The sequence below is a fragment of the Aminobacter sp. BE322 genome (genome assembly GCF_050433525.1).
GTDB lineage: Bacteria > Pseudomonadota > Alphaproteobacteria > Rhizobiales > Rhizobiaceae > Aminobacter.
In genome coordinates, this window is sequence record NZ_JBNPXB010000033.1 from 1 (window position 1) to 21,300 (window position 21,300).

The 21,300-nt window shown below is 61.6% G+C and carries 20 protein-coding genes and 1 pseudogene; 15 read left to right on the top strand and 6 right to left on the bottom strand.

Annotated elements, in window-relative coordinates; genetic code table 11:
• Positions 1-237 precede the first annotated feature (237 nt).
• From J2X50_RS24095 to J2X50_RS24115, 5 genes are all read left to right on the top strand, one after another.
• Complete coding sequence (locus J2X50_RS24095) at positions 238-1,272, top strand: DUF1403 family protein (RefSeq protein ID WP_292772874.1); 1,035 nt, start codon at positions 238-240, stop codon at positions 1,270-1,272.
• Between the two features lie 5 nt (positions 1,273-1,277).
• Positions 1,278-1,979, top strand: coding sequence for an SMC-Scp complex subunit ScpB (gene scpB / locus J2X50_RS24100; protein ID WP_292772865.1), 702 nt, complete (start codon positions 1,278-1,280; stop codon positions 1,977-1,979).
• Positions 1,980-2,189: 210 nt separating this feature from the next.
• Positions 2,190-3,410 (top strand): ATP-binding protein, encoded by a 1,221-nt coding sequence (locus tag J2X50_RS24105; RefSeq protein ID WP_292772864.1) that lies wholly within the window; start codon positions 2,190-2,192, stop codon positions 3,408-3,410.
• A 65-nt stretch (positions 3,411-3,475) separates the two neighbouring features.
• A complete protein-coding gene (locus J2X50_RS24110) occupies positions 3,476-4,258 on the top strand; it encodes a HamA C-terminal domain-containing protein (protein ID WP_292772863.1) in 783 nt (260 codons plus the stop codon).
• Positions 4,245-7,592 (top strand): glucoamylase family protein, encoded by a 3,348-nt coding sequence (locus J2X50_RS24115; RefSeq protein WP_429098648.1) that lies wholly within the window; start codon positions 4,245-4,247, stop codon positions 7,590-7,592. Before J2X50_RS24110 ends, J2X50_RS24115 begins: the two co-directional genes overlap by 14 nt.
• Here the strand turns inward: J2X50_RS24115 and J2X50_RS24120 are convergent.
• Positions 7,570-8,427, bottom strand: coding sequence for a transglutaminase family protein (locus J2X50_RS24120; protein ID WP_292772853.1), 858 nt, complete (start codon positions 8,425-8,427; stop codon positions 7,570-7,572). The two genes, J2X50_RS24115 and J2X50_RS24120, sit on opposite strands and share 23 nt — an antisense overlap.
• A 245-nt stretch (positions 8,428-8,672) precedes the next feature.
• Here J2X50_RS24120 and J2X50_RS24125 point away from each other — a divergent pair.
• Positions 8,673-9,097, top strand: a pseudogene (locus J2X50_RS24125) (AI-2E family transporter); the annotation flags it as partial.
• Between the two features lie 143 nt (positions 9,098-9,240).
• On the opposite strand, the gene J2X50_RS24130 reads toward J2X50_RS24125, so the two are convergent.
• From J2X50_RS24130 to J2X50_RS24145, 4 genes are all read right to left on the bottom strand, one after another.
• Positions 9,241-9,747, bottom strand: coding sequence for an Hsp20/alpha crystallin family protein (locus J2X50_RS24130; RefSeq protein WP_292772852.1), 507 nt, complete (start codon positions 9,745-9,747; stop codon positions 9,241-9,243).
• Between the two features lie 95 nt (positions 9,748-9,842).
• Complete coding sequence (locus tag J2X50_RS24135; protein ID WP_292772851.1) at positions 9,843-10,313, bottom strand: Hsp20 family protein; 471 nt, start codon at positions 10,311-10,313, stop codon at positions 9,843-9,845.
• Between the two features lie 296 nt (positions 10,314-10,609).
• The gene (locus J2X50_RS24140; protein WP_292772850.1) at positions 10,610-10,888 is read right to left on the bottom strand and encodes an usg protein; all 279 of its coding nucleotides are present in this window, start codon (positions 10,886-10,888) and stop codon (positions 10,610-10,612) included.
• A gap of 21 nt (positions 10,889-10,909) precedes the next feature.
• The gene (locus J2X50_RS24145) at positions 10,910-11,254 is read right to left on the bottom strand and encodes a hypothetical protein (RefSeq protein WP_429098651.1); all 345 of its coding nucleotides are present in this window, start codon (positions 11,252-11,254) and stop codon (positions 10,910-10,912) included.
• A 334-nt stretch (positions 11,255-11,588) separates the two neighbouring features.
• Here J2X50_RS24145 and J2X50_RS24150 point away from each other — a divergent pair, with 334 nt between their 5' ends.
• The 9 genes from J2X50_RS24150 (at position 11,589) to J2X50_RS24190 (ending at position 19,771) form a co-directional block, all read left to right on the top strand.
• Entirely contained in the window at positions 11,589-11,903 is a 315-nt protein-coding gene (locus J2X50_RS24150) for a co-chaperone GroES (protein WP_292772848.1), read from the top strand.
• A gap of 56 nt (positions 11,904-11,959) precedes the next feature.
• Positions 11,960-13,591: a chaperonin GroEL gene (gene groL / locus J2X50_RS24155; protein ID WP_429098653.1), complete on the top strand. Its 1,632-nt coding sequence runs from the start codon at positions 11,960-11,962 to the stop codon at positions 13,589-13,591.
• Positions 13,592-13,659: 68 nt separating this feature from the next.
• Positions 13,660-13,887, top strand: a complete 228-nt coding sequence (locus J2X50_RS24160) for a hypothetical protein (RefSeq protein ID WP_429098656.1) — start codon at positions 13,660-13,662, stop codon at positions 13,885-13,887.
• A 468-nt stretch (positions 13,888-14,355) separates the two neighbouring features.
• The gene (locus J2X50_RS24165) at positions 14,356-14,661 is read left to right on the top strand and encodes a DUF982 domain-containing protein (RefSeq protein ID WP_429098657.1); all 306 of its coding nucleotides are present in this window, start codon (positions 14,356-14,358) and stop codon (positions 14,659-14,661) included.
• Between the two features lie 108 nt (positions 14,662-14,769).
• Positions 14,770-16,662 (top strand): molecular chaperone HtpG, encoded by a 1,893-nt coding sequence (gene htpG / locus J2X50_RS24170; RefSeq protein WP_429098660.1) that lies wholly within the window; start codon positions 14,770-14,772, stop codon positions 16,660-16,662.
• A 627-nt stretch (positions 16,663-17,289) separates the two neighbouring features.
• Positions 17,290-17,592: a hypothetical protein gene (locus J2X50_RS24175; RefSeq protein WP_429098661.1), complete on the top strand. Its 303-nt coding sequence runs from the start codon at positions 17,290-17,292 to the stop codon at positions 17,590-17,592.
• Positions 17,589-17,942 carry a hypothetical protein gene (locus J2X50_RS24180; RefSeq protein ID WP_429098663.1) on the top strand — a complete coding sequence of 118 codons (354 nt, stop codon included), beginning with the start codon at positions 17,589-17,591 and terminating at the stop codon, positions 17,940-17,942. The genes J2X50_RS24175 and J2X50_RS24180 overlap by 4 nt, the downstream gene beginning before the upstream one ends.
• 69 nt (positions 17,943-18,011) lie before the next feature.
• On the top strand, positions 18,012-18,326 hold the full coding sequence (locus tag J2X50_RS24185; protein ID WP_429098666.1) for a hypothetical protein: 315 nt from the start codon (positions 18,012-18,014) through the stop codon (positions 18,324-18,326).
• A 53-nt stretch (positions 18,327-18,379) separates the two neighbouring features.
• Positions 18,380-19,771: a multicopper oxidase family protein gene (locus tag J2X50_RS24190; protein ID WP_429098668.1), complete on the top strand. Its 1,392-nt coding sequence runs from the start codon at positions 18,380-18,382 to the stop codon at positions 19,769-19,771.
• Positions 19,772-20,025: 254 nt separating this feature from the next.
• On the opposite strand, the gene J2X50_RS24195 is transcribed toward J2X50_RS24190, so the two are convergent.
• Positions 20,026-21,198 (bottom strand): DUF1173 domain-containing protein, encoded by a 1,173-nt coding sequence (locus J2X50_RS24195; RefSeq protein WP_429098671.1) that lies wholly within the window; start codon positions 21,196-21,198, stop codon positions 20,026-20,028.
• Between the last annotated feature and the right edge of the window lie 102 nt (positions 21,199-21,300).

Below are 21,300 nucleotides of genomic sequence, written 5' to 3' on the forward strand. Positions count from 1 at the left end.
GGCTTAATGCGAGGCTGTTTCGGCACCGCGCACGTAGTCTCACGAAAACCGATTCAAAAAGGCGGCGAATCTCACGAAATCCGGTCAGCTGACAACGAGCGACAACGGCCATTTCTTCTATAAAGAGCATAACGAACGATAATGCAACATTATCGGTCATTTTATCCCAACGACAGGTGCGGCGGTTTCTGGCTTCGATGCTTGCGTAAAGCGCCGCCGTGATTCATCCTGTTGGCCATGATTCTGCGGCCCAAACCTTCACTGTCCCCACCCGCCGCGCTCCCCGGCACCGCTCTCGCCGCCCCCGGTGCGACGATACCGACCTGGCTGCGAAGTGCCATCCCGGCTGCGCAAAGCCTTGCCGCGCACAGTCTTGAGGATACGGCGCTCGCCGCCGGCGCCGCCATCGGCGCCCTCGATGTGGTGGTCCGCCGGCAGGAGCGGTGGGCCGGCGCCTGGCGGCAGCGGCTGGCGCTTTCCGCCGCCGCGACGACGGCGAAACAGGCACGCCGGATGGAAGATGAAGCGGCGTTGCGTGACGCCGTGCTGCTCGCCCGGCCCAGCGATATTGTGTCGGGATCTACGACGCTCGGACCCGCCGGTCTTTTGCTGCTCGCTTGGCACCGGTTGGCGACACGAGCGCCGGAAGATCTGCTTATGCAAAAAAGCCTTGGCGCGGTGGTGGAGGAATTTGGCCACGCGCTCGACGATGAGGCGCTCGGTAACCTGGCGGATGAGCTTCGGCGGCTTGGCGCAGGCGGGATGGTCGAAATGGTGGTTGGCGCCTTCACCGTGGCCGAGCGCTACCTTTTTGGGCGCGCCGTCGGCGCCTGGTTTGCCGACGCGCTGCTGGCGCAACGGCTGGGCTGGCCGCGTGCTGTGCCGCTGCTCGGTGCGGAGCTCAATGCGGCTGGTCCCGCTCGTCCGCGGCGATCCGGAACCGCCATCGCGGCCAGCGTTAAGGATAACAGCGCCCGGGCGAAAAATTTGCTTGCTGCGCAGGCGCGCGCGGCGTTGCGCGCCGTCGATCTGTCGGCCGAGCTCGGGCGCAGGGCGGATCGGCTGCTCGCGGTGGCGCCAAAGCTGCGGGCAAAGTCGGCCGATACCGTCGTAGATCGGTTGCTGAACGAAGACGCATTCGCTGCTTCGCGAGGGGACAAAAAAACTGGGATGAGCGACCGCGGCCTGCGTCGCCTGTTCGACCGGCTGGTCGAACTCGGCGCCGTCCGTGAGCTGTCCGGCCGAACAACCTTCCGCATCTACGGGCTGTGACGACGATGGCGGAGGCTGCGCGCAAACGACGGGGCAGGGCGGACGAAGATGCCCTGTTCGATCGAGAGTTGGACCATCTGCCGCCGGAGGCGCGCTGGCGCGAGTGGATGAACCGCGTTGAGGCCACGATCTTTGCGGCCAATGAACCAGTCGGCCGCGAGACGCTGGCTCGCATCGTCGGCAAAAGTTGTAGCATCGATCTTCTCATCGATGACATCCGCGAGGAACTGCGTGGCCGGCCCTATGATCTGGTCTCCGTTGCCGGCGGCTGGAAACATCTGACCCGGCCGGCTTATGCCGACGCCATCCGCGGAGCATTTGGCACGGCGGTCGGCGGCAGCGGGCGTGACCTGACGCAGTCCGAATCGCTGGTGCTGATGTGCATCGCCTATTTCCAGCCGATCACCCGGGGGGAACTTTCTTCCTTCTTCGGCAAGGAAGTGTCGCGCGACCTGATCGGCCATCTGCGCGGCGCCAAGCTGATCGCCTCCGGGCCGCGCAGCCCGACGCCTGGTGCGCCCTATACCTACGTTACGACAAAAGAATTCCTGCTGGAGTTTGGGCTCGACACGCTGCGAGATCTGCCTGATTTCGAGGCTCTCGAGGATGCCGGGCTACTGTCGAAAGAACAGTTGCTTGCAGGCGATATTTTGCCGGGGTTTTCCGACTCCGGCATAAGAGATGATGACGTGGCCATCGATGAATAGCGGGCCACTGCAAGATCCCTATCAGTCATTCCATCTTCTCAAGCGATACCACCGCGCCGCCATCGGTGCTCGCAATGTCGGACGGTTGCCCTGGGAAGATCCACCCCTCTCGGCTTCCCATATTGCGATCTCACGGCTCCCAATTAGCGGTCTATTGACTCCCAATCAGCCGACCCCAATAGTCCCGATTGGCTGGGATTCGGAGTCAGCATGTTCGGACGGTTTATAGAGCGACGGGCGAAAGAAGCCCTTTCGGATACCCCGGTGGTCCTGATCGTGGGACCGCGCCGGGCAGGCAAGACCACGCTCGTCCGAAAGATGGGCAATGCCGACCGAACCTATATCACGCTGGACGATCAAACGGTCCTCGCGGCGGCTCAGTCCGATCCGGCCGGCTTCATCCGGGGCCTGGACCAAGCCATCATCGACGAGATCCAGCGCGCACCCGAGCTGCTGCTGGCGATCAAGAAGACGGTCGACGAGGACTATCGGCCAGGGCGATTCCTGCTCACGGGATCGGCGAACGTGCTGACACTGCCGCGAATCGCCGACAGTCTGGCCGGACGGATGGAGACTATCCAGATGCTGCCGCTGGCAAGGGCGGAGGTCGAAGGCCGGACGCCGACCTTCCTCGAGCGCCTCTTCGAAGGAAAGCTCCAGAGCCAGCAGGACGCGATCGTCGGCGACGATCTGATCCAGCTCGCCCTGCTCGGAGGATTTCCGGAGGCGATCAGCCGCGACAACGAGCGACGGCGGCAGGACTGGTTGCGATCCTATCTCACGTCGATACTGACCCGCGATCTGCGCGACATCGCCGATGTTGAGAAACTGACCGAGCTCCCGAAATTCGTACGGCTACTGGCCGAACACTCGGGGCAATTGGCCAACTATTCGCAGTTGGCCGCCGGCATCAACGTCACCCACAAGACAGGCCAGCGCTATGTCGGGCTGCTCGAACAAGTATTCCTGATCGCAACCGTGCAGCCCTGGTTCACCAACGCCGTCAAACGCATCGTCAAGACGCCCAAGCTACACTTCCTGGATTCTGGTCTGTTGGCGACCGTGCGCGGGCTCACCTTCGACAGGGTGAAGGCCGATCGGGGAACATTTGGCTCGCTCCTGGAGAGCTTCGTGTTCTCGGAAGTGCTGAAGCTGATGAGCGCGTCAGACCTGCGGCTGACGTCGCATCATTTCCGGGATCGGGACATGCGCGAGGTGGACATCCTGCTGGAGCGCGACGACGGCATGATCGTGGGGATCGAGGTCAAGGCGAGCGCCACGGTGAAGGCCAGTGATTTTGCCGGCCTTCGCGCATTGGCAGAAGCATGCGGCGATCGCTTCGCTTTCGGCGCCGTCCTCTATGACAACATGGATGTCGTGCCGTTCGGCGACCGTCTGGTGGCGGCACCATTGTCATGCTTGTGGAATTGAGCGGATGGACGGAGATCGCCTGACGATCAACCGGTGCAGCGCAACGATGTTAGTGAGGGTAATGCGTGGGGTTGTATAAGAAGTGGTGTGACGCCACCAAGGAAAAGGATAAGCGCAGGCGCTACTGGATCTATGTAGAGAAGGATGGCGGCCGTGATGAAATTCGCGATGGTCTCGCCGAGACAATCCGCTCGCACTACGATCGGCTCGAACGTATCGCTGAAGATGTGGAGAGGCTCGGTTACAAGGTTGCCGCGCAGATCCTCAGCGAGGCGATACCTCAGACGCCCAAAGGCCGCTCAGGCGATCTCGGTGAGATTCTCGCGACCGAACTGGTCGAGGAAGAGATTGGTCTGCGTGTCCCCGTACGCCGCCTCCGCTATAAGGACGGCCGCAACATGGCCATGCGCGGCGACGACTTCATCGGCGCCGGATACGACGGGGCCGGCGAGAAGCTGTGGCTCCTGAAAGGTGAAGCCAAGAGCAACGAGAAGCTCGGCAAGGCCACGGTCACGAGCGCCCGCAAGGTCCTCGACCGTGACAATGGCCGCTGCACGCCCGATTCCCTACTGTTCGTCGCGAACCGTCTCCTGGAAAGCAACGACCCGGACGACAATGCCCTGGGTCGCAGCCTGCGTGACGAGGTGGGCCTGAGAACCCTTCGCGCTGATCGCATTGACCACATGCTCTTCACCGTCTCGGGCAATGGCCCTCACGCCTCGCTGAAGGAGGATCTCGACGCCACTGGCACCAACCGGGACCACTATGTCGTGAACGTGCACGTCGAGGATCATCAGGACTTCATCGCAGCCATGTATCAGGAGGCGGAAGATCTTGGAGACGATTGACGAACTGACCACCTTCCTTGCGACCGCGACCGTGGACGGCATCCTCGGGCGCCTCCTCTATCGCGGCGCGGCCTGGTCGCTGATGCGCGAGGAGGGCATACTGCCAGCGAATGCGCCGCCGCTTGGCGCGACAATCGAAACCGATCTCGCCGAACACGGGCTCGCCCTGCTTCGGGGCGCAATGGCCTTGCGCGGGCAAGCTGGCGCCTCTGATCTGACAAACAAGGCTTTCGAGCGCGCCGCCAACGCCTTCGAAGCCCTTGTTCGTAACGGCGACCCAACATCTGCCGATCGCGGTTTCCGTCGCACCATCGCCGCTGCCGCCTATCATCTTGCCGGCTTCTCGGCAGTCGCCTACTCGCTCTTCAACGAGACCGGGAACGATCTCAATGCCGCGCCCGGCGAGGTGGCGATCCGGCACCTGATCCTGCGCGATCTAGGCCAATTGCGCGGATTCGTCCGCGGATGGCTCGACGACGAGTCGCATGGAGATTTGCAGATCGCGGAAGCACTGCTGGGCGAAGATCCCGATACTGACGACGCTATTTCGACCATCCTCAACACCACGATCTGCCGGGCTCTGGCGCATTTTGATTTCGCGCTCGAGACAGGCGAGCCCGAGCCGATCGAGACCGCGCGGGCATTGCTCGCCACCGCGGTCAGCCTGGCGGACAACGCCGAGAATGTTCCGCTGTGGTGGGTCTCAAACCTCTGCCGCCATTTGATCGATGATCTTTGGCAGCATTCGCTGCACCAGAACCTGCCGACTGAACCGCCTGAGGGAACGGAAGAAAGATACCCAGACCTGCGCCGGCTGTTCATCGCGTCGCTCTACGCCAGGAAAACGTCCGAGGTGGAGCTATGGCCATCGCAGCGCGAAGCGGCCCGGCGTTCCACTGATGTTACCGACGATCTGGTCGTGGCCTTGCCGACAAGCGCCGGCAAGACGCGAGTGGCCGAAATCGCCGCGCTCATGACGTTGTCGTCGGCGCGCCGGGTGCTGATCGTCACGCCGCTCCGTGCCCTGTCGGCGCAGACCGAGCGATCCTTTAGAAAGACTTTCGCGCCTCTCGGCTTCAGCGTCTCATCCCTTTACGGCGCCAGCGGCCTCTCGGCCGGCGACGAAGACGCACTACGCTCACGCGAGATCATCATCGCGACACCCGAGAAGCTCGATTTCGCCCTTCGAAGCGACCCGTCCCTCATCGACGATGTCGGCCTGATCGTTCTCGACGAGGGCCACATGATCGGGCCGAGCGAGCGCGAAATCCGCTACGAGACGTTGGTGCAACGCTTGCTTCGCCGCGGGGATGCGGGCGAACGCCGGATCGTCTGCCTCTCCGCCATTCTGCCCAGCGGCGACGAACTCGACGATCTCACCACCTGGATACGCTCCGACGAACCAGGCGAGCCTGTGCGTTCTGACTGGCGCCCTACGCGTCAACGGTTTGGCGCGCTCACCTGGCGTGGGAAAGACGCATTGCTCCGGCTCGACTTCGACGAGAACGGTCCCTTCCTTGACAAGTTCGTCGTCGAAAAACCAGCACGAGGCAAAGAGAAGATTCCCTATCCGCGCAAGAACTCACATCTCACCTTATTCGCGGCGTGGGAATTCGCGAGCCAGGGCAAGCGGACCTTGATTTTCTCCACCCAAGCCAATTGGGTCGAGGGCTACGGCAAACAGGTCGTGAACCTTTGCAATCGCGGTTACCTGGACTCGCTGCTTGAGGACGAGGCGTCGATCGCCCGAGCCTTGGAGGTCGGGAAGGAATGGCTGGGTGAGGACCATCCCGCCGTTGCCTGCCTGAGGGTGGGCGTCGCTATACATCACGGCCGGCTGCCAAGCCCGTTCCTGCGCGAACTGGAAGCCCTGCTGACCGAGGGAGTCCTGAAGGTCATCGTCGCGTCGCCGACACTGTCTCAGGGCCTCAACCTTAATGCTGCGGTTCTGCTGGTGCCGGCTTTGTATCGGGCGTCCGAGAAGATCAAGGGCGAGGAGTTCGCGAATGTCGCCGGCCGCGCCGGTCGGGCCTTTGTGGACGTCGAAGGCCTCATCGTCCACGTCATGTTCGACAAGATCGATTGGCGAAAGAAGGAGTGGCGAAAGCTGGTCGCCTCAGCCAAGGAGCGCACCCTGAAGAGCGGTTTGATCCAGATCGTCGCCGAGATCCTTGAGCGCCTGGCCCGTGAAGGTGTTCTGGATCGGGATGATGCCTGGGAATATCTCGCCAACGCCCGTGAGGCGTGGCGATGGGTCTCCCGCGACGAGGCGGTCGCCCGGCTCGGCACAATGCTGTCTTGCTTGGAAAAGACATCGCGATACCACGGCATGTTCCCGCATTTTATCAACGGGCGCACTGCGGAGACCATTCCCTTCAGCCGAAAGGACGATGGCGGCGACGTGGTCGAAACCGCGTTCCTGTTCCAGGGGCTTCTCTGCGCTCGTCAGTATTTTGACCGCGCTGCAACCCGGGAGCGGGATCTTTGTCGTCGTATCGACCGGCTTTGGCGTGGAGCCGAATGGGACTGGTTCAGGCGCGACGGCGGCGCCCATCTCTTTTGGCACTGGAGCCCCAGGCACGGCTGGGCGATGAACCGGAAAATCGCCGGTTGGAATGAGGGCCTGCTGGCCTATGTGCTCGCCGCCGGTTCGCCGGATCATGCGATCGACCCCGAGGTCTATCATCAGGGGTTCGCGTCAGGGCCGGCTTTCCGCAACGGGCGGAACTACCATGGCATCGAGCTGCCGCTCGGCATGGATCATGGCGGACCGCTGTTCATCGCGCACTATTCCTTCTGCGGCCTCGACCCGCGCGGCCTGATGGATCGCCATGCAGATTATTGGCAGCAGAATGTTCGCCACACCCGCATCAATTACGAGCACTGCATTGCCAATCCGCACGGCTATGCTGGATACGGGCGGGATTGCTGGGGGCTGACGTCCAGCCACGGCCCCAAAGGCTATGTCGCCCATGCTCCGGGCAAGGATACCGGCGTGATCACCCCGAGCGCTGGGCTTTCAAGCTTTCCCTACGCGCCGGACGAGGCAATGCGCGCGCTGCGGTATTTCAAGACAAAGCCCAGACACCGCATCTGGGGCCGGTTCGGCTTCGTCGATGCCTTCTGCGAAAGCCGGGACTGGTATGCGCGGACCTACCTGGCGATCAACCAAGGCCCAATCGTCATCATGATCGAGAATCTCCGGACCGGCCTGCTCTGGAACCTCTTCATGAATGCGCCCGAAGTTCAAGCCGGTCTGCGCAAGCTGGGTTTTACCAGCCCGCATCTGTCGCAAGGCCGAGACGCAATGGCTATGCTTCCGGTGTCACGCTGACCTCAACCACCATCGCAACGAAGTCCTCTGGTGCGCCGACATAGCCACCGACGATCGGCATGATCTGACGGTTGCTGCGGGCGACCGCGACCGGGATCAGGCTGGCTCCACCTAGCCGGCGATGCGTCGGGTCAAAGGCAATCCATCCGGCGCCGGGAAGATAGACCTCCGCCCATGCATGTGTCGAACCGGGATCGTCGGTGCGGGCTTCCGCATCGAACAGATAACCCGAGACGGCGCGGGCGCCGAAGCCGAGATGGCGTATCGCCTCGATGAACAGGGCAGCGATATCGCGGCAGGAGCCGCTTGCCAGCGCCAGCGTTTCCAGCGGTGTCTGCGTGCCTTCCTCGTCCCGGACGCGATACGCCACGGGGCCGAGGACGCCCGCATTGAGATCCTTCAGCAGCGATAGCGTGTCGGTCGACGCGCCGCGGACGAAGGCGCGTGCCCATGCATCAAACCTTCCTTCGGGATCGTCATGCTCTGGAATATTCAAGGCGCCGAGATCGGCCAGGTCATCGCGGGAATACTGAAACGGGAAGGAATGTGCCTCAGGAGCAATGCGGAACACAGGCCACGCCTCGGCCAATTGTTCGACGATCAGATTGCTGCTGATGACCAGTTCAGAGGTCGGCCCCTCAAATGTGCCGGTGGCGATCAGGTTGCCGAAGACGTCCTGCGTCCAGTCGAGTTGAGCATCAGGAGAGCAGACAAGCGAACTCGCCAGCACGACGACGTCATGGCTGCTGCGAGGACGGAGAATCATGCGATGGGGCTGGAGCACGACAGGGCGCGCGTAGCGGTAGGTCGTCCTGTGGCGAATGGTCAGCTTCATGCGCCCCGCCGAAAAGCTTTCTGCGGCGCTGTCATCCTCGATAGAACTCTCATGCGAATTGCTCCGAGGTTTGCTCGCGGCATGACACGAGGGACAACGCAGTCATACCATGATTGTTGCTGCGCTGCACAAAAAGATCGGCAAGAGCCCGCATAGGAGTTAGGGGTGTGACGTGGTTGGGCACTGATGCACTGCGTTCTCGGGCGCCAGATGGCAGCTCCGCGGGCGGCAGTTCCGAGCGGATCGGTAGCACTCGCGCCCGCCATCAGCACTTGGTTGCGGGATCAACAGTTACCGGGGTGGTCTACGGTGTAATCGGGACGGCTATTGCGCAAGGACTGTTGGCCGGGCTCGGATTTTGAATAGCAGGTGTGCCCCAGCCTCTGCTGCTCGGCTTCATCACCTTTCTTCTGTCCTTCGTGCCGCCGCCCCTCCGCTGGTCTGGGGGTCTCTCGCGCTGTGGTTGTTCTTTCAGGGAGAGGTTGGCTGGAGCATCTTCGTCGCGGGTTGGAGTCTGCTGCTCGTGAGCAGCATAGACAACCTGTCGAGGCCCTATCTCCTAACGCAAGCGAACAGCTTGCCCGTGTTACTCAGTTTCTTCGGCTTCCGCGGCGGCATTTTGGCCTTCGGCTTCATCGGGGTGTTCCTCGGCCCGGTGCTGTTAGCGGTGGATGGCAGGCGACCGACAAGAACCAGAGGCAGCCTCCTGTTGATTGATCTACCCGCGGAAGTCGCTTACCGCTCACAGCGCGGTGTCAAAACGATGTGGGAGGCGGCCGTCCTGGCCGCCTCCCACATCGTGGATTGTTATCGTCAGCCCTTGATTGCGATCCGCTTGGCCTGCGATTGTGCCTTGGCGGTCTTGGGCAAGATCACCGTCAGCACGCCATTGCGGAAATGTGCATCAACCTTGTCCTGCTCGACCTCGTATCCGAGCGGGATGCGGCGCTCGAACCGGCCGTAAACTCGCTCGGAGAACTGGCGGTCCTTGTCCTCAGTCTCCGAACGCTTCTCACCCTTGAGCATCAGCACACCGTCATCGAGCAGCACCTCGATGTCCTTCTCCTCCAAGCCGGGCACCTCTGCCGTGAGGCGAATTTCCTTCTCAGTGTCGGAAATCTCGACGCTTGGCCAATTGACGCCACGCGCGGCAAAGCCGCCAAACGGCGGTAGCCGCGTATCGAAGCCGCGGAAGACGTCGTCGAACAACCGGTTCATCTCGCGATGTAGTGCCATGAAAGGATCCCGGTCGTTATCGCGATAAACGGCCGGCGTCTGGTTATTGTCCCGTCTCCACGGGATGAGATCACGAATGGTCATCTATCTTCTCCTTGTGCTTGCATAGAGCAGAACGGTCCTGGGCGCCGGCAATGCTGCCGGCGCCGGGAATCGTCATGTCTCTGGTGAGCTGCGCCTTACGCGGCCTGCTTCTTCGCCTCGATCTGCGCGACCTTCGGCGTGGCATCGCCGGCTGTTATGGCGATGCGCCGGGGCTTCATCTCCTCAGGCACCTCACGCACCAGGTCGATGATCAAAAGGCCGTTTGCCAGCGAAGCCCCGCCGACCTTCACGTGGTCGGCAAGTTCGAAGCGGCGGGCGAAACGCATCGCCGCAAGCCCACGGTGCAGGTACTCGGAGCCTTCCTCTTCCTTTCGCTCGCCGGTGACGACCAGAAGGTTCGGCTCCAGCGTGATGTCGAGATCATCCTCCGCAAAGCCCGCTACCGCGAGGGTGATGCGATAAGAGTTCTCACCGGTGCGAGCAATGTCGTAGGGCGGCCAGTTATCGACGGCCTGAAGCCGGCTCGCGTTTTCGAGCAGATTGAAGACCCGGTCGAAGCCGATGCTCGACCGGTAGAGCGGGGAGAAGTCGAATGCGGTTCTCATAGCTATATCCTCCAATGAGCAACATAGACACGATGAGCGCCAAGAAGCCGGCGCTCCCTGACTGTACCGGCCCCGTCTGGCGACCGGCAAATTGGATTTGGGAACTGTTTTTTCTTGCGTCAAGACCCCGAAGAGATGCTGAAAGCGAACGGGAAACTGTCAGGGCGAAACATCGCTCGGAGGCAGCGTGGCCACTGCGATGCTTTGGGCGGACGACCCGTGAAGGCCGGCCGGTACCGGGAACCGTTGCTGCGCTGGTCGAACTGCCCGATCCGGACGAGCATCAATAGCGCCTATCAGTGTATCGCTATGAGGCCGTCGATCGCCTTCCACTCGGAGGGCTTGATCAGACGATTGTGCGCGACGCGCACCGAATGGAGCGCCCCCTCCAGTTCACGCTCCCAATAGCTGAGGAAACCCTTCAACTCGGGAAACTCGGGCGCGAGGTCGTAGTCCTGCCAGACATAGAGCTGCAACAGGCTCGGGTGATCCGGAAGATGATAGTGGATCTCGGCTGTCGTCAGGCCGTAGCCTTCCATCTGCAGGCGGAACTCCCTGCTGACCCTCGTCACCATATGATTCTCCTTTTGCGAACCTCAGGCATCCAGCCTGTCGAAGCTGTGAGAGAACTCGCACGATGCGGATTGGCGCGCCGATGCATCGCTGTCGAGCTGCCGCAGCGCATCCATGATCTGATCGAAGGAGATTGGCTGCTCAGCACCTGGCGGCTGGCGCAGCGCCGGCATCGATTCCACGGCGCAGGCATCCGAAGCCCAGGACGACAGGATTGCTCGCTTTTCCTGAAGTTCGAGCGTGGCGTCGCTGAGCACGTCGTCGGGGTGCTTGAAGTGCCTGGCCGGCGACAGCAGGCGGTCAAGCGAAAGGTCGGACGTTTCGGGGGCGAGCGAGGGAATGATCGGCAAGAATTTCTGTCGGTTCATCGATGTCCTCCGTCTGCAAAAAACTCCTCGATTGCGTTCAGTTTCCGGCTGCACAGAGGCAGCGCCAAAGCTCGGATAATTTTGTTGGATCACCGCGAAATTTCAAGCAGGAAAATTCCAGCTCGAACGAAATAGCTGCGTGATAACAGCCTGTTGGCACTTGAAAGTTGCGAGTGCCAAATTTTTTGTGCCGGCCTCTTGAAACCGGAAAATTCCAAAACTAGCTCGATATGCGCGCGATGCCTGAGAGGGGTCGGCGCACCCCGCACCGAACCGATATTGCCGGCCGGGTGCGGAGGAACCTCAAAATCTGTTTGTCCATGAGGAGAACGACATGGCGTTCCGTCCATTGCATGACCGTATCCTGGTCCGCCGCATCGAAGCCGACGAAAAGACGGCAGGCGGCATCATCATCCCCGACACCGCCAAGGAAAAGCCGCAGGAGGGCGAAGTCATCGCCGCCGGGCCAGGCGCCCGCAACGAGGCCGGCCAGCTTCAGCCGCTCGACGTCAAAGCGGGCGATCGCATCCTGTTCGGCAAATGGTCCGGCACCGAGATCAAGCTCGACGGAGAGGACCTCATCATCATGAAGGAAAGCGACGTGATGGGCGTGATCGAACAGACCGCCACGCTGAAGAAGGCCGCCTGACGGCTTCTTCGAACGTCAATCAGTCAACGAAGCTGCCTAATTGAAGGAGTGATCCAATGGCTGCCAAGGAAGTAAAGTTCCATACCGAAGCCCGCGAGAAGATGCTGCGCGGCGTCGATATACTGGCCAATGCGGTGAAGGTGACGCTCGGTCCCAAGGGCCGCAATGTCGTCATCGACAAGTCGTTTGGCGCACCGCGCATCACCAAGGATGGCGTCACCGTCGCCAAGGAGATCGAGCTTGAGGACAAGTTCGAGAACATGGGCGCCCAGATGGTGCGCGAGGTCGCCTCGAAGACCAACGACCTCGCCGGCGACGGCACGACGACCGCCACCGTGCTTGCCCAGGCGATCGTCCGCGAGGGAGCCAAAGCTGTCGCCTCGGGCATGAACCCGATGGACCTGAAGCGTGGCATCGACAAGGCGGTTGACGCTGTCGTTGCCGAGTTGAAGGCCAATGCCCGCAAGGTGACGAAGAACGACGAGATCGCCCAGGTCGGCACCATCTCGGCCAATGGTGATGCCGAGATCGGCCGCTTCCTTGCCGAGGCGATGGAAAAGGTCGGCAACGAAGGTGTCATCACCGTCGAGGAAGCCAAGACCGCCGAGACCGAACTTGAGGTGGTCGAGGGCATGCAGTTCGACCGTGGCTATCTCAGCCCGTACTTCATCACTAACCAGGACAAGATGCGCGTCGAGCTCGAAGAGCCCTATGTGCTGATCCACGAGAAGAAACTGTCCAACCTGCAGGCCATGCTTCCTGTCCTCGAAGCGGTGGTGCAATCCGGCAAACCGCTGCTGATCATCGCCGAGGATGTCGAGGGCGAGGCACTGGCGACGCTGGTCGTCAACAGACTCCGTGGCGGGCTCAAGGTCGCAGCCGTCAAGGCGCCGGGCTTCGGCGACCGCCGCAAGGCCATGCTGGAAGATATCGCCATCCTCACCGGCGGCACGGCCATCTCGGAAGACCTCGGCATCAAGCTGGAGAACGTGACCTTGCAGATGCTTGGTCGCGCCAAGAAGGTGGTGATCGAAAAGGAGAACACCACCATCGTTGACGGTGTCGGCAAGAAGGAGGAGATCCAGGGCCGCGTCGCCCAGATCAAGGCGCAGATCGAGGAGACCACCTCCGACTACGACCGCGAGAAGCTGCAGGAGCGATTGGCGAAGCTGGCCGGTGGCGTTGCCGTCATCCGCGTTGGCGGCTCGACCGAGGTCGAGGTCAAGGAACGCAAGGATCGTGTCGACGATGCGCTGCACGCCACCCGCGCTGCGGTCGAGGAAGGTGTGCTACCGGGAGGTGGCGTGGCGTTGCTGAGGGCCGCCAAGGCTCTTGATGCGGTGCAGGTCGATAATCCCGACCAGAAGACCGGTGTAGAGATCGTGCGCCGCGCCATCGAAACCCCGGTTCGCCAGATCGCCGAGAATGCCGGCGCTGAGGGCTCGATCATTGTCGGTAAGCTGCGCGAGAAAAGCGAGTTCGGCTGGGGCTGGAATGCCCAGACCAACGAGTTCGGCGATCTCTACAGCCAAGGCGTTATCGACCCGGCCAAGGTGGTGCGCACCGCGCTGCAGGACGCCGCATCGGTCGCCGGTCTGCTTGTCACAACCGAGGCGATGGTGGCCGAGAAGCCGAAGAAGGAAGCGCCGGTTCCTGCAATGCCGGGCGGTGGCGGAATGGACTTCTGAGATCTCGATGAAGCTGCCCGCTCCCACACTGGGAGCGGGCGTCTGTCAGACCGACTTCGGAGGATGCCATGAATATGATGACAGGTATTGGAGGCGTTCCGTCTCCGACACATCCGGCCAAAGAGTTTCTGGCCCACGAAACGGAGTGCAGGAGCGCGCTGAAGCCGCTGCTGGACGGACTGATCGACATGGCCGAATCCGCCGGTTGGAGCCGCCGGACGGCTGCTTCGACACTGATGTTCCTCGCCGCGCAGCACGTGTCGGCATCGGCGACATCCGTGAGCAGCGGATCGTGAAGCGCAGGCCTCGCTTCCGGGCGAGGTCTTGCCGGTCTTGAGGATGGTGGAAGCCCGCGCGAGCTCCACCGAACCGCAGGGAGGTCGACATGATTCCAGGACGATTGCGTGAATGTCTGAAGACTCTGAGATGGAGCGCGGCAGACCTCGCCGAACAAATCGGCTGTCCCGAAAGCGAGGTGACTACCTGGCTTGACGGACGGGCCGTCGCGCCGATTGCGATAGCAGCCTGGCTCGAGGCACTGGTCAAGGCCCACAGGGCTCTGCCGCCACCCAGCCTAAGCAACCCGAAATCCACCCCAGTCAAAGCACCGATCAAGCTGACGGATGTCGATATCGCCACACCTACAATCACGTATCCGGGGCCGGACGGCATCATCGTGCAGTCTGCCCACCGACGCCGCGCCACGCACGCGACTGCCGCACGTCCCGCGCCGCCGTCAGGACAACGGAAGGGAGTTTCGAGCCATGCAACACATCCGCTTTGAGGAACCCGTCACGGTCCTGGTCGGCATGGGATTGCCCGCAAGGATCGAGACTGTGTTGGAAGCATACGCCCTGCTGCAGGACTGGCCTGGTGCGAGCCGCAACAGCAGTCATGCCGTTGCGCTCAATGCCTGCAAGGCTGGCATTGCCGGCGAGATCGATGCGGAGACAGTGCGATCGACGTTCGTCGCCTTTGCCCGCCGCAACGACATACTCGTTCCGGACATGGACGCGCTAATGCCCGCAGTTTCGACAGCATCGTCTCCCAGCGCAAATACCAGGACTTAAGCGATAGGGTTAGGCCGCCGGCGTGGGCAAATCGGTCGGCCCATTTGCAAATCAGACGCTTTTTGCCATTGCTGGCCTTCTTGCAGATCGCGGCACAGGAATTTCGAGATGACGACAGAGACCACGGAAACGGAAACGAGAACCTTCGAGGCGGACGTCTCGCGGCTGCTCCACATGATGGTGCATTCTGTCTATTCCGACCGGGACGTCTTCCTGCGGGAGTTAATCTCCAATGCCGCCGACGCCTGCGAAAAGCTGCGCTACGAGGCGATCGGCCGTCCCGAACTGCTGGGCGACGACCCGAAGCCGCGCATTACGATCGCCGCCGATCCCGATAAGAAGCAGCTTGTCGTTGAGGACAACGGCATCGGGATGAGCCGCGACGAAATGGCGGAAGCGCTGGGCACTATCGCCCGATCGGGCACGCGTGCCTTCGTGGAGCGCCTCGAAGCCGGCAAAGCAAACGAAGACACGCAACTGATCGGCCAGTTCGGCGTCGGCTTTTACTCCGCTTTCATGGTGGCGGACAGGGTCGATGTCATCAGCCGTCAGGCGGGCAGCGCGGAAGCCTGGCTCTGGTCCTCCGATGGTAAGGGTTCCTATGAGATCGGTTCGGTTGCACTTGGTGAAGCACCCAAGCGCGGCACCCGCGTCGTGCTCCATCTCATGGAGGGCGCCGCGTCCTACACCGAAAGCTATCAGCTCGAACGGCTGGTGAAGTCGCAGTCCGGTCACGTGCCTGTACCCATATCTCTCATCGAGAAGCCCGGCTCAGAGGCGCGTGACATCGCTGACGGCACCGCTCTGTGGGTAAAACCGAAGAGCGAGATCAAGCCGGAGGAATACACGGATTTCTACCGAAGCGTCGCCGGCCAGTATGACGCACCGGCCGCGACGATCCATTTCCGTGCCGAAGGCCGGCAGGAATATAGCGTTCTGGCCTTCGTTCCCGGGTCACGTCCGTTCGATCTCTTCGATCAGGACCGCAAGGGGCGTATGAAGCTTTACGTGCGGCGCGTCTTCATCACCGACGATGCCGACCTCCTGCCACGTTATTTGCGCTTCGCCCGAGGGCTCGTCGACTCGGCAGACCTGCCGCTCAACGTCTCGCGCGAGATGATCCAGGAAAGCCCATTGCTGGCCGCGATAAGGAAGGGTGTGACCAACCGTATCCTCGGCGACCTCGCCAAGCTGGCCGAAAACGATGCCGCAGCCTATGCGAAGATCTGGGAGAATTTCGGGATTGTCCTGAAGGAAGGGCTCTACGAGGACTACGAACGGCGCGAGCAACTGTTCAAGCTGGCCCGCTTCAGGTCGACGGCTTCAGGCGAAGAACTGCGCAGCCTTACCGACTACGTGTCGGCAATGAAGGAGGGCCAGAAGGCCATCTTCTTCATGGCCGGCGATGATCGCGCGCGGCTGGAAGCTTCGCCCCAGCTTGAAGGTTTCAAGGCACGCGGCATTGAAGTCCTGCTGTTGACGGATCCGGTCGACAGCTTCTGGGTGACGATCGCGCCGGAGTTCGAGGGAAAGCCGTTCAAATCGGTAACGCAGGGCGCGGCTGACCTTTCGGAGATCCCGCTTCTCGACAAAGCGGCAAAGTCGGACACCGAAACGTCATCGGAAATCGCCACGTTTCTGGCCTTCGTCAAGACAGTGCTCGGTGACGCTGTATCCGACGTGAAGCCCTCCGACCGGCTGACGGAAAGCGCGGTCTGCCTGGTCGCGCCGGAGCATGGCCCCGATCGGCAGTTCGAGCGACTGCTCAATGCGGCAGGCCGTCTCGACAAGGCTGCGAAACCTGTTCTGGAAATCAATCCACGGCATGAGCGCATCGCAGCACTTGCAAAGCTTGGAAAGGATGAACGGGCCTTCAAGGAGGACATAGCACATCTTCTCTACGACGAGGCCCGCGTCCTCGACGGCGACAAGCCGGCGGATGCCAAAGCATTCTCGGACAGGCTTGCGCGCCTGATAGACCGGGGAATGCCAAGAAACTAGCCGGGTGGGAGCGCACGAATACAAATGTTCGGTGCTCACACAAGACCGCCACATTGAAATAGTTGGCATGCGGCGCCCATTCCGGAGGTTCAGACAAGCTTTGCCTTTGCCGAGTGCGCACAGCCGGCCTCGGTAAGCTTCCGAAGCGTATTGAACCATTGCCAGATGGGCGTGGCGATAGGCCGCCAGCTTGGCAAGGCCCGCCGGGGTGCCGGGCTGAACGCCTCCGCAGCGTCTGCGTGCGGGCAGCCCTGTTCACTACGATCTGGAAGAAGCGCATCACACTGCGAAAATGATGGTCTTTTTCCTTGAACAGGCCAACTAAGTCGGAGCATCACACTCCGCTATCCCCTACGCCGGCCTCATGGTTCTCAATGATAAGAAGGCCGGCCTGACAGCGCGGTAGTGCTTAAACACCTTATCGCGGTGTCCACGAAACCGGCAGCAGGCCAGGGAGCCAGGCCTAATCTCTGTAAGGCTGTAGTGGGCGCGCAGTTGGGCCGGGCTTTTTAACTTCACCGAGTAAACATGATAAGAATTGTCCACTTATCTATTTTCATGGACGTTCTCACGCGGTAAGGTTGCACGAATTCGTTCAGAGGCCTCGAGAAGCGGACGGCAATAGCAATGCTGACAGTGACGCGCGCCGAGCTTCATGCGCTGGCCTGGTCGAAACCGATGACCGTCATCGCGAGGGAGTATGGTGTGCGCGACCAGCATATTGCCCAGGTCTGCGATGCCTATGACATCGCGCGACCCCGTCCCGGCCACTGGCAAAGGATAGAGCATGGCAAGGCGGTGACGACCGTCGGCCTGGATAACAAGAACCATTCTCCAGAGGAAATCGTCATCATCTATCCGGCGGTCGGGAGGCCCGGCCGGCTTCACAAGGACGAAGGCGATGACACGGTCAGGAGACGGGCGGCATGATCCATTTCAGACACGCACATGGGTCGCCCCTCGAAAATGGTGCGTCGGATCCGGGATCGAGCCGCCATCGCGAGCCTTTTGCGGCCATGGAGGCTTCGCTGTCTCAAGTCCACAAGGCGAAGCGCGCAGCCGATGAGAGCCTGCGGCACGCGCAGGGAACACCCGAACCTCACGCGACCACCAACTCGATCTTTATCGCACTGTGGGAAGCGCATCTGAGCGACCGCGAAGCGCTTTTCGCGGCCATGCGGAAGCTCGACGAAGCGCGTGAGGCGCTGCAATCGGGTGCCTCGGATCTTTGCCGGATGAAGAACCAACTACCCTCCGTCGACCTGTGTCGGACCGGCTGAAGCCCGGCGCGACGCAGCGAACAGCGACGCCCGCGCTTTCATCAAACAACAATCAAGAGAGTTGAGCGCTTGTCACAGATCGAAGTTGAGAACCGCCGTGCCGAAGCCGAGGCGCATATCCGCGCCACGGTGATGAACGAGATTTGCGAGGTGATGCACCGGGCAGGCTTGCCGCCCATGGCCGTGCTGCGGCTGGCAGCGCGGTCGATTGGAACGATCTACCGGGAAATGGCGGAAGCTCACTCGGGCATCGACCCATGCCCCTGCGGCTGGCGGCCGAGCCCTGCGACCGATATGGAAGTTCTAAAGTCCGCCTTGGCGACAGCCTGCCATCGCCGCCGCACCGATGATCTGCGTCTGATGCAGATCGCCGGCAGGGCATAAGGCATCTTGCCCATGCAGCATGTCGAAACGCAAAGACGGCTAAGGAGACCCCCATGCCTAAGGTCACGCGCCGCACTCTCCTGAAGGCATCCGCCGGCGCCGCGTGCGGTTTCGGACTGGGCTGGACTGGCAATTTCGTCCGTTCCGCACTGGCCGTCCCTGAGCCGAAGATCGTCAAGACCGCGAAGATCCAGGCGACCCTCACGAATGCCGGGCCGACCAGGGATGTGCTCACCTACGGCGACGCCGACATGCCGCCCGTGTTGCGCATGACTAAGGGCGAGACGTTCGCGGCGCGGCTGATCAACGGCATCGACGAACCGACCACTATCCACTGGCACGGCGTTCGGGTGCCCAACAAGATGGACGGCGTGCCTTTCCTCGTTCAGCCCTACATCTACACCGGCGACCATTTCGACTACGTCTTTGCGCCGCCAGATGCCGGCACCTTCTGGTACCACCCGCACTGCAACACGCTTGTCCAGATGGGGCATGGCCTGACTGGCGTGATCGTCGTCGAGAATCCCGGCGACCCGCAATTCGACGCGGAAGTGGTGCTCAACCTACGGGACTGGCGTCTCGGCGGCGACGGGCAGTTCATCGAGCAGTACCGGCCCCGCGATGCCGCAAAGTCTGGCACTTTCGGCACGGTGCGCACCACCAACTGGCTGCAGCAGCCGCAATACGATGCGCCGTCGGGGGGGCTCGTGCGGTTGCGGGCGGCGATCACCGACGTGACCCGGATCTATTCCTTTCGTGTCCAGGGAGCCGACGCCTCGGTGATCGCCATAGACGGCAATCCGGTTCCGCAGCAATTCGGGCTCGACCTGCTGCAGCTCGGGCCGGGCCAGCGCCTGGATCTGGCGATCCGCATGCCCGATCAGGAAGAGGCCGTCGTCAGCCTCGAGGATATTCGCGGCACGAGGGCTGCGGTGCTGGCGACACTGCGCTCCGTCGGACCATCGCTGAGGCGCGACATGCGGGATCTCGCACCGCTCGAACCCAATCCCGTCGGCCAGGTCGATGTCGGTTCCGCCCAGCATGTCCGCCTGGCACTCAGCGCCACGGCGGAAAACGTCTCGGCCGACAGTATCTGTGGTTCGCTCGGCTACAGCTTCTGGGCCATCAACAAGATGCCCTGGTCAGGCGACACGCCCGACCCCACCGCGCCGCTAGCCGAGCTGAAGCTGGGCAGGAGCTATATCATCGACATGGAGAACCTGACGCCGCGAATTCATCCAATACATCTGCACGGCATGAGCTTCACGGTTCTTTCTTCCTCGAAACGTCAGGTGAAGCCGCAAATCTCGGACACCTACCTGATCCAGGCGGACGAGAAAGTGCAACTGGGCTTCGTCGCGGACAATCTCGGCGACTGGCTGCTGCATTGCCACATCATTGAGCACCAGAAGACTGGAATGACGAGCTATTTCCGCGTCGTTTAAGCGGGTTGATGGCGGGCCACTCTTTTTGACACGGCCCTTGCCGAAGGCGGCGCTAGATTCTGATGGTATCGGACTTGACAGAGACATTCGCCATTACTCATTTGACACAATCGCGTCGCCCGATGGAGATTATCGTGAACGAAGTGCAGTGCGCTCTCCGTAGCCGCCAGTCTCGGCTTCTTACGGCCAAACGCGCTACTTAGTTGTCTGAGCAAGGGGTTGGATTTTCGACGACACGCCCCAACAGGAATTGCCTACGAATTCAGCGGCAGTCTTGGCATCTCGCCATCCGCGATCCTCCAGATCCAGGCATCGATGTCAGGCCGCGTGGAGATCATCTCGTTCAGCGCGTCCTCGTATCCGTCCTCTGCCGATAGCGGAACGATGTACAGGCCGACCGGATTGTTCCCGGTCTGGAGCATCGCCACGGCACTCGGTTTGTTCGCCGGCAAATTGTAACGCAATCCCTTCACGCTACGCGCCCTGACCTTCGCCAGCGCATCAACCAGCCGCTTCTCGTAAAGGGAATCGTAAGGCACCCAGTTCTCCGCTACCACCATAAGAGCGATCTCCTCGATCACGGCGAGACCCGAGGGGGCAATGCCGAACGTAGCGATCATCATGAGATGCGATTGTTCGTCCGCATCCCATAAGGAGAGCTCGTTCTCGAAGTGAGCCAGCAGCCGGCGATGAAGGGTTTCATCGAGCATGAGCGGAAAGTCCGGCATGTGCTTGACCACCAGACGATGCCCATTGCGGGCGGACGCAATATCCTTGACCTCGCCGACAAGGATCATCAGTTTCCGCGGCCCGCTCCGGGGTTGCAAGGCGGGCGCTAGGGCGGCTGCCCGCCGCTGCTCGATCGCTGCCTTCTCCGTGGCGCGAAACGGCTCCGGCACGAACAGCACTTCACTCAGCATTCCGCCCTTCACCATCATCTGCCGGGCCGCTTCGATCAGATGCCATCGGATGTTGAACCAATGCCGCTTCCCCGACCAGCGGGACGTCCAAGCCGTCAATTCCGCCTGGTGCCAAAGATAATGCAGCAGACTGCGCAATGAGAGTTTCCGCGTATCGCTCGTGATGCTCTCCAGGGTGCCCACGCCAGCGACCGGAGCCGCCCGGGATCCGAGTTTCGTCAGGCTGAACCCGATCTTGAGTGCCGACAGGCCGGTCTCGGGATCGATCTGGATGGCGTTGCCCATCAGTACGCCGAGACCGGACAACTCATCCGGGGGATCGTAGGATGGACATGTCACATCGTGCGCGCCACCAGACAGTGGCATGCGCTTGACGATGTACTGATCACCGACCTGCGCAATATACATCGCAAGACCAGCTTCTTTGCACAGGCAAAGAGGACGAATGCGGCGGCGATACGCATCGGCCAGCGCATCCTGCAGCTCAGGGGAGCTTTCCTCGATCACGCAATCAGGGGTCCGAACAAGAGCAGTGCGAAATCGTACGCTAAGGCCGAACGGACCATGAACGGCGTATGGATGAGCAGCGCGGGATCCTGTGGATTGTCA